Here is a 6,124-nt window from a genome sequence, read left to right on the forward strand (position 1 = left end):
AGTCGCATGACCGGGCACGGGTTCCGTGGCCTTGCCTCAACGATCTTGAACGAGAAGGGCTTCAATTCTGACTGGATCGAGCGTCAGCTCGCGCACTCCGAGCAGGACGGTGTGCGGGCGGCATACAACCACGCCGAGTATCTGTCCGAGCGCCATCGCATGATGCAGTGGTGGGCGGACTATCTCGACAAACAGGGTGGGGCGAAGATCATCCCAATCGCGGCGGCAAGATAGACCCGTGCCGCCACACGTATGACCCCCTTGTCACGCCCCTCCCACCATTTTCCAGTACTTGGTCAGACGCTACCGACTCCCTGCATTTCGGTATGAATATGACCCCCCTTGGCGTCTCTGGGGTAGAGAAAAAGCGCGGGTGTGAGCCCCCGCGTCTTTGCCCTAGACGCAGGGTCCCCCGCTTTCCCGCCACCCCGACACTTGCGGCCGGCGTAACAATGTCGGATCGAGGCGCATCGCGGATGCCCCTCTTCAAAACACGTTGCTGACGCCCTTTGAATCCCGGAGAGCCGTGTCCCGTCTAGCTTTGCGGTCGACGCGGACGGTCGACACCTGTCCGCTCAGTGCAAAACGAGTTGGAGATTTGGAGATAAACGGCTGAATCAGCCGCAAAGCCTTATGGGGTAAGGCTTTGCGTGTCTCCAAACGATTTGGAGAACGCTGGAGATACTGGAGATAAACGGGTCTGGATTGTTACGGATACGGCAAGATTCGCGGCCATCGCCGGCCCGGTTCCATCTGGAGCGTATCGCTCAAAGTAACTTTGACGCACTGGCCAAAAATGCCGCGCAAAGAAATGCCCGCCACCGCCCTCCCGGACGGCGGCGGTGCATTTCACAGCTCAAGCGTGAAGATGGACGGCAACACGCGATAGACCATGAACTTGCCGTGACCGGGGATGTACTCCTGCCGGTACGGATAGCCGTCGCTACGCGGCATCAGCACGCCGCGCTTCATCAATGCCTTGGCGACGATCTTGTGATCGAAGCCGGCGCACACGTCCTTGCGGAACACGGCCGCTTCGATCAGGTATTCCGTCTCGACGCTTTCGGCATCGTCGGCGCTCATCTTGCCGCCGAACTCGGCGTAATACTCCCGATCGGAGGCGATGGGCGTGCGGCGCTCGTCGCGCTTCACGTGCTGCTTGAAGCCCGCTCGATGCGGCACGTTCGGCCGATGGTCGTCCTGCGCCCGGTTCATCCACACGAAACGGTTGTCGCCGTGCGCGGCGAGGAAATGCTGTACCTGCCGCACGGCTTCCGCCTCGTCCGAGTTGCCCGTGCCGCCGCGCAGTTCGAGCCAGCCTTCGAAGCAGCGACGCGCAGCCTCGACCGCTTCGCCCTGCGGCCAGCCGGTCAGGCCGTGCGCCGTCGCCAGCTCGCCGGCCACCGCGACGAGGCAGAACCGCTTAGCGACACGCGCGACCTGCGAATGCGAACCGTCTGGCACCCATTGCCCGACCAGCTCGTCGACGCGCATGCGCAGATGCTCGGCCAGCTCGCCGGCCTGCGACGACGCCCACTCGATGAACGCGGGGCCGGCCGTGCCGTAGTGCATGCCTGCGTGCCGCTCTAGATGCTCGATCAGCGCGGCCGGCGTCGGGAAGCCGTGCAGCTTCTCCACGACGCCCATTTCGCCGACCTCGGCCGGGATCGCGGGCAAGCGCACCTCGATACCGCCTTTCATGGGCTTGTTGCCCTCGGCCATCAGCGCGGACACGCTCTTTTCGCCGTTCGACAGGAACAGCAGCCGCCACGTGAGTACGGGCTTTGCCGAGCCGCTACGCGACGCGCGCGCCTTGCCCGACTCGTTCGCGAGCATGTAAATCACGTCTCCAACCAAGCGCGGCTCGACCTGCCCGATTTCATCGAGGATCAGCAGCGCGTCGCTATGCTGCGTGGCCACGGCTTCAAGCGCGTTGTCGGTCGCCTTCCAGCTCCGCACGTAGTCCGGCGAGCCGAACACGGACGCGGCGATGACGCCGCCCGTCGACTTGCCTTTCGACGTCGTGCCGAGCAAGTGAAACCCGCCCGACTGAAGCCCGGAGAAGTGCAGCAGCGGACCAGCGAAGGCGGTAGCGACGCAGAACAGCAGCCGGCTATTGCCGACGCAGTAGGCCGCGACCTCGCGTTGCCAGTCGTCCAGCGTGCCGCGCTCCTTGAACTGGCTCTGGATCGGCGTGTCGGCCTGATAGATCAGCGCCTCTTTGCCGGTGCCGATGACGCGATCAGGCAGCACGAACGCGCCGTGATGCCAGCCGACGCGCGGCACGCAGCGCACGCGCTCGTCGGGCTGCGCCATCTGCACATAGTTCGCGATCTGCGTGCGGGCGATCTGCGTGACGCCGAGCTTCACGCCCATATCGAGCAGCATCCGGCGCAGCTCCGTACCGTCGCCGGCAAAGAGGCCGGCCGGCACCGCCCACCGTTTCAGGATGCCGTCGCGATCCGTGAATTCGAGCAGGTAGCCCCACTCGCTGTTCATCTCGTTGCGCGTCTCCGCGATCACGTCGATCCGCGTACTGACCCAATGCGGCGGGAGCGGGTCGCCCTGGTTGTTGAAGCCGTGAAACCACACGCCCTTGTCGTCGACGACGAACCGCGACTTGCCGTCCTGCGCGCGGGCCGTTTTCGGGCGCTTGGCGGGCTTCGCGGCGGCTGGAGCGGCCTTGCCCTTGCCGGCATCCGCCGAGCCGGCCGGTGCGAGCGCAGCGCGCACGGCGGCGGCCACCGCATCCGGGCCAAGGTGCGCAGCCAGGTCGTTGAAGTCGGTCCCGGCCGCCGGGCGGTTCGAACCGAAGTCGGGCACCGCGACGATGCCGGCGACGGCTTCGGCCGCCGCGCGAGCCTTCGTCACGCCCGGATTGCCCTTCGTCGTGTGGTCGTCGTCGGCGCACACGACGATGCGGGCGTCCGGATACTGCCCGCGTAGCGCCATCGCGACCGCGTGCAGGTTGCCGGCGTCGAACGCGACGGCGGCCGGATAGCCCGTCGCGGCCGCGAGCGTCGCGCACGTGGCGTAACCCTCGCCAATCAGCAACGTCGACGGCGCGGAAGATAGCAGGCCGCCGATCAACGAGAAGCAGCCCGCCTTGCGGCCGTTCGGCAGATAGCGCTTCTGGCCGTCCGTCAGGACGAACTCCAGCGTCCACAGCTTGCCGCCCGCGTCACGGGCCGGGATGACGAGGGCGCCGTCGCATGCGGCCGTGCCGATGCACAAGCCGCCGCGATAGACGCGCAGCGCGTCGACCGGGATGCGCTTGCGAACGAGATACGGGTGATCGGCCGGCGCAGGCTCGGCCGCCGACCAGATCGATTCGGCGAGCGCCGACGCGGCTTGCTGTTTCTCGGTCAGTTCGGCCAGCTCGGCCGCTTCGCGCGCCGCGCGCTCGGCTTTCTGCCGCTCGCGCTCCGCTGGATCGACCGGTTTCGCCCGATGCGCGCGCGGATCGAAGCCGCCGACCTTGGCGAGATGAAACAGCGTGTTGATGGTGATCTTGCCGCCCTTGAACGACTTCCACACATCCCGCGCGTCCTTGCCGTTGTAGTTCTGCGCGCCTTGGCTCCATTCGTTCCAGAGGGCAAAGCCCTCCTCGCCGAACTCGGCCTTGAGCGCCATCCCCACCTGACGCCACGTGTCGCGGTCGTCGGGCAGAACATAGCCGAGCGCGACTCTCGCCCGCTCGAATTCCGACATGGGTGCGTTACTCATAGATTCCCGCTGGACGCGCGTCGGTCGACTCCCGATTAGTAGTCCATATCGGGCAAGCACCGACTCGACGCACGAAGAATTGAATGATGCGACGATGCCTAGCGGCGGAGTGTCAGCCGGCCGCGCGAGGCACCGACAGAACGGCCCCGCCGGCCGTGACGTCGTTGCTGTAGACGTAGCGGCCGAGCCGCGACTCGCCAAGGGCGTCGTTCGCCGCCTCCAGCGCCGCGCCGATCGAAGGGAGGGACGCGCGAAACAGGCTCAGCACAAGCCAGTAGTCGTCATCGGACATGGCCTTGTCGGCCGCCCAATGCAGGCTGTCCAGCAGCTCCATTGCATCGCTGATCCGCGTGCCGATGCGGTAGTGATCGGGCCGATTCACCTCGGCCACGAAGTGCGACGCGAGCGGTTGCACGGCATTCTTGTTCGTCTTTGCCATGGCCGCCCCTCAGTGCGTCGTGCGCGGTTCGCGCGTGACGAGGCCGAGCGCGGCGAACAGGTGCTGTTGCACCCGCCCCATCAGGCCGGCCGCGAACGCTTGGCGGCTGATCGTCAGGCGGTGCGCGTCGACGTCGCCTGCGTCCTGCATGGCGGCTTCCATGCCGCGCGCGAACGCGCCGGCTTGATGGGCCGCGTAGTCGTGCAGCCGCACGTCACCTTTCAGGTCGAGCCACGCGTCAGCGCAGATCGCGCCAAGGTCGACGGCGAATTGCAGCTCGATCGGAGCGCCGGTATCGAGTGGCGGCGCATTGTCGAATCCGTTGATAACCGCGGTTCGGATGCGCTGATCAGTCATGGCACACCTCCGGCTGCGCGGTACGGCGCATTTCGGCCGAGTACCGGCTCGCAACGCCTTGCCCCATGTCGACGAGCGAGCGCTCGTAGGTGTCCTCCGGAAGATGCGCACGGACGGCATCGAACAGCGCTTCGAGATGGGCGAACTGATGGGCCGCACACATGGCGATCATCTTGACTTCGTTCGGCAGGCGGAATTCAGACATGGCGCACCTCCAGGATCGACGCGAGGAGTTGCCGGACGTCGATCGTGCAATCCTGCTCCGCTTCGCCGCGAATCGGTGTGAGGTTCCAGTCGTGGACGGCAGCATGCGTGAATTCGCCGAACCGCCGATCGTAGGCGCTGCGCCCCGCAACGGGGCCGCCCAAGATCCGCACGCGCCAATCGTGATCGGGCGTCGGGGAAGCCGATGCCACCTCAACCAGCATGCCAATGCGTGAGCGCGCATCGCATTGCGTGACGATCGCCAGATCGCCAATCTTGCAGCGCAGCTCAGCCATGGCGTACCTCCGCACGAACGAGCGCCGCGATCGCTGCCAGTGCCGCGCCGGTTGCATCGAGGGCGTCTTGATACGTGCTGGCGGTTGCCGCGTCGCGCAGTGCTGCGCGGACGATGGATTGAATGAGGTGGGATTGCTGCCCGGTACGGGCGTGCGTGGACTGGCGCATTGGGTGCGACCTCCTTTGGGTTTGGCTACAACCCGCCCCCCGGTTCCAATCGGGGTGGGCGGGCACATGACGGGGTTGGAACACCGGACCAAAGGAAACCGGCACGGCCGAAGCCGTCCCCGCCAAGGCCCACCCATAGAAGAAGGCGCGCGAAGGCGTGCGGACGAAAAAATACCGCCTGAGCGGCGGTTGTCCGCCTTTGGATTCGGGGTTCCACGCCCGGCCGCTGTTGTTTCAGCGACGGTCACAGGATACTGCGCACCGCCGCAATGCGCAAATCGAGGAAGGGACAGACTAGAGGCAACGGCATGACGCGGTCGACTCGCCGTGCCCTTCATCACGGCAAAGTGACTTTGGTGCGACGTCATGCAGGGGCCTTCGGATCGAGGAGAAATACCGCGATCTTGATGACGTCGGCTGCTTTTTTTAATCTAGAAGGCATGCGCCGACCATCGATCTCGAAAATGGCGGCCGCAGCCATCATGCCGCGGGCTGCTTCCTTACGATCCGTATCAACACAATGCTCGTGCGCCAACGCGTAGCGCTCATGCTGATGCTCGATCAAAGTCCAATAGTGCTGGACTTCGGCGGCTTTTTGCGTCGCACGCGCGGACTCCAAATCAATGGTGGTTTGTTCCGCCAACTTGGTCGTGTCGCTCACGCCTCACCTCGCTTCGTGCGAGTCGCGAGCCACAACTCTACGTCCCGTTCGAGCCAGCCAACGGCACGAACGCCGAGTGCGATTGGCTGGGGAAACGTTCCTGCCTGAATTCGGCGATAGATTTCGCTCTTGCTCAAACCGACACGCTCAATAAGCGGTCGCATGCGGACGACTCGATTGCCGGACGTTGACGACAGATTTTCCATTCAAGCTCCTCATCTCTAGGGACCGTGCGGGACTGCACGGGCTAGTACGGAGCTTGAAGCGAGATA

9 protein-coding genes are annotated in these 6,124 nt (G+C 65.1%); 1 reads left to right on the top strand and 8 read right to left on the bottom strand.

Annotated elements, in window-relative coordinates:
* A partial coding sequence (locus AC3IFE_RS21270) for a tyrosine-type recombinase/integrase (protein ID WP_489191858.1) occupies positions 1–234 on the top strand: 234 nt, incomplete at its 5' end.
* Between the two features lie 615 nt (positions 235–849).
* On the opposite strand, the gene AC3IFE_RS21275 is transcribed toward AC3IFE_RS21270, so the two are convergent.
* The 8 genes from AC3IFE_RS21275 to AC3IFE_RS21310 form a co-directional block, all read right to left on the bottom strand.
* Entirely contained in the window at positions 850–3,711 is a 2,862-nt protein-coding gene (locus AC3IFE_RS21275; protein ID WP_489191859.1) for a DUF927 domain-containing protein, read from the bottom strand.
* A 127-nt stretch (positions 3,712–3,838) separates the two neighbouring features.
* The gene (locus tag AC3IFE_RS21280) at positions 3,839–4,165 is read right to left on the bottom strand and encodes a hypothetical protein (RefSeq protein ID WP_015876768.1); all 327 of its coding nucleotides are present in this window, start codon (positions 4,163–4,165) and stop codon (positions 3,839–3,841) included.
* A 9-nt stretch (positions 4,166–4,174) separates the two neighbouring features.
* Positions 4,175–4,522: a hypothetical protein gene (locus tag AC3IFE_RS21285; protein ID WP_015876769.1), complete on the bottom strand. Its 348-nt coding sequence runs from the start codon at positions 4,520–4,522 to the stop codon at positions 4,175–4,177.
* Positions 4,515–4,727: a hypothetical protein gene (locus AC3IFE_RS21290; RefSeq protein WP_009962292.1), complete on the bottom strand. Its 213-nt coding sequence runs from the start codon at positions 4,725–4,727 to the stop codon at positions 4,515–4,517. Before AC3IFE_RS21290 ends, AC3IFE_RS21285 begins: the two co-directional genes overlap by 8 nt.
* On the bottom strand, positions 4,720–5,022 hold the full coding sequence (locus AC3IFE_RS21295) for a hypothetical protein (RefSeq protein ID WP_015876770.1): 303 nt from the start codon (positions 5,020–5,022) through the stop codon (positions 4,720–4,722). The genes AC3IFE_RS21290 and AC3IFE_RS21295 overlap by 8 nt, the downstream gene beginning before the upstream one ends.
* Positions 5,015–5,191, bottom strand: coding sequence for a hypothetical protein (locus AC3IFE_RS21300; RefSeq protein ID WP_017432173.1), 177 nt, complete (start codon positions 5,189–5,191; stop codon positions 5,015–5,017). Before AC3IFE_RS21300 ends, AC3IFE_RS21295 begins: the two co-directional genes overlap by 8 nt.
* 364 nt (positions 5,192–5,555) lie before the next feature.
* Complete coding sequence (locus AC3IFE_RS21305; RefSeq protein ID WP_226805927.1) at positions 5,556–5,852, bottom strand: hypothetical protein; 297 nt, start codon at positions 5,850–5,852, stop codon at positions 5,556–5,558.
* Complete coding sequence (locus AC3IFE_RS21310) at positions 5,849–6,058, bottom strand: helix-turn-helix transcriptional regulator (RefSeq protein ID WP_038712376.1); 210 nt, start codon at positions 6,056–6,058, stop codon at positions 5,849–5,851. The genes AC3IFE_RS21305 and AC3IFE_RS21310 overlap by 4 nt, the downstream gene beginning before the upstream one ends.
* Between the last annotated feature and the right edge of the window lie 66 nt (positions 6,059–6,124).

The sequence above is a fragment of the Burkholderia sp. APQ4-4ca genome (genome assembly GCF_057837105.1).

Coding starts and splice junctions, on each gene's coding strand:
- AC3IFE_RS21275 (WP_489191859.1), bottom strand. CDS start 3,711: ATGTCGGAATTCGAGCGGGCGAGAGTCGCGCTCGGCTATGTTCTGCCC.
- AC3IFE_RS21280 (WP_015876768.1), bottom strand. CDS start 4,165: ATGGCAAAGACGAACAAGAATGCCGTGCAACCGCTCGCGTCGCACTTC.
- AC3IFE_RS21285 (WP_015876769.1), bottom strand. CDS start 4,522: ATGACTGATCAGCGCATCCGAACCGCGGTTATCAACGGATTCGACAAT.
- AC3IFE_RS21290 (WP_009962292.1), bottom strand. CDS start 4,727: ATGTCTGAATTCCGCCTGCCGAACGAAGTCAAGATGATCGCCATGTGT.
- AC3IFE_RS21295 (WP_015876770.1), bottom strand. CDS start 5,022: ATGGCTGAGCTGCGCTGCAAGATTGGCGATCTGGCGATCGTCACGCAA.
- AC3IFE_RS21300 (WP_017432173.1), bottom strand. CDS start 5,191: ATGCGCCAGTCCACGCACGCCCGTACCGGGCAGCAATCCCACCTCATT.
- AC3IFE_RS21310 (WP_038712376.1), bottom strand. CDS start 6,058: ATGGAAAATCTGTCGTCAACGTCCGGCAATCGAGTCGTCCGCATGCGA.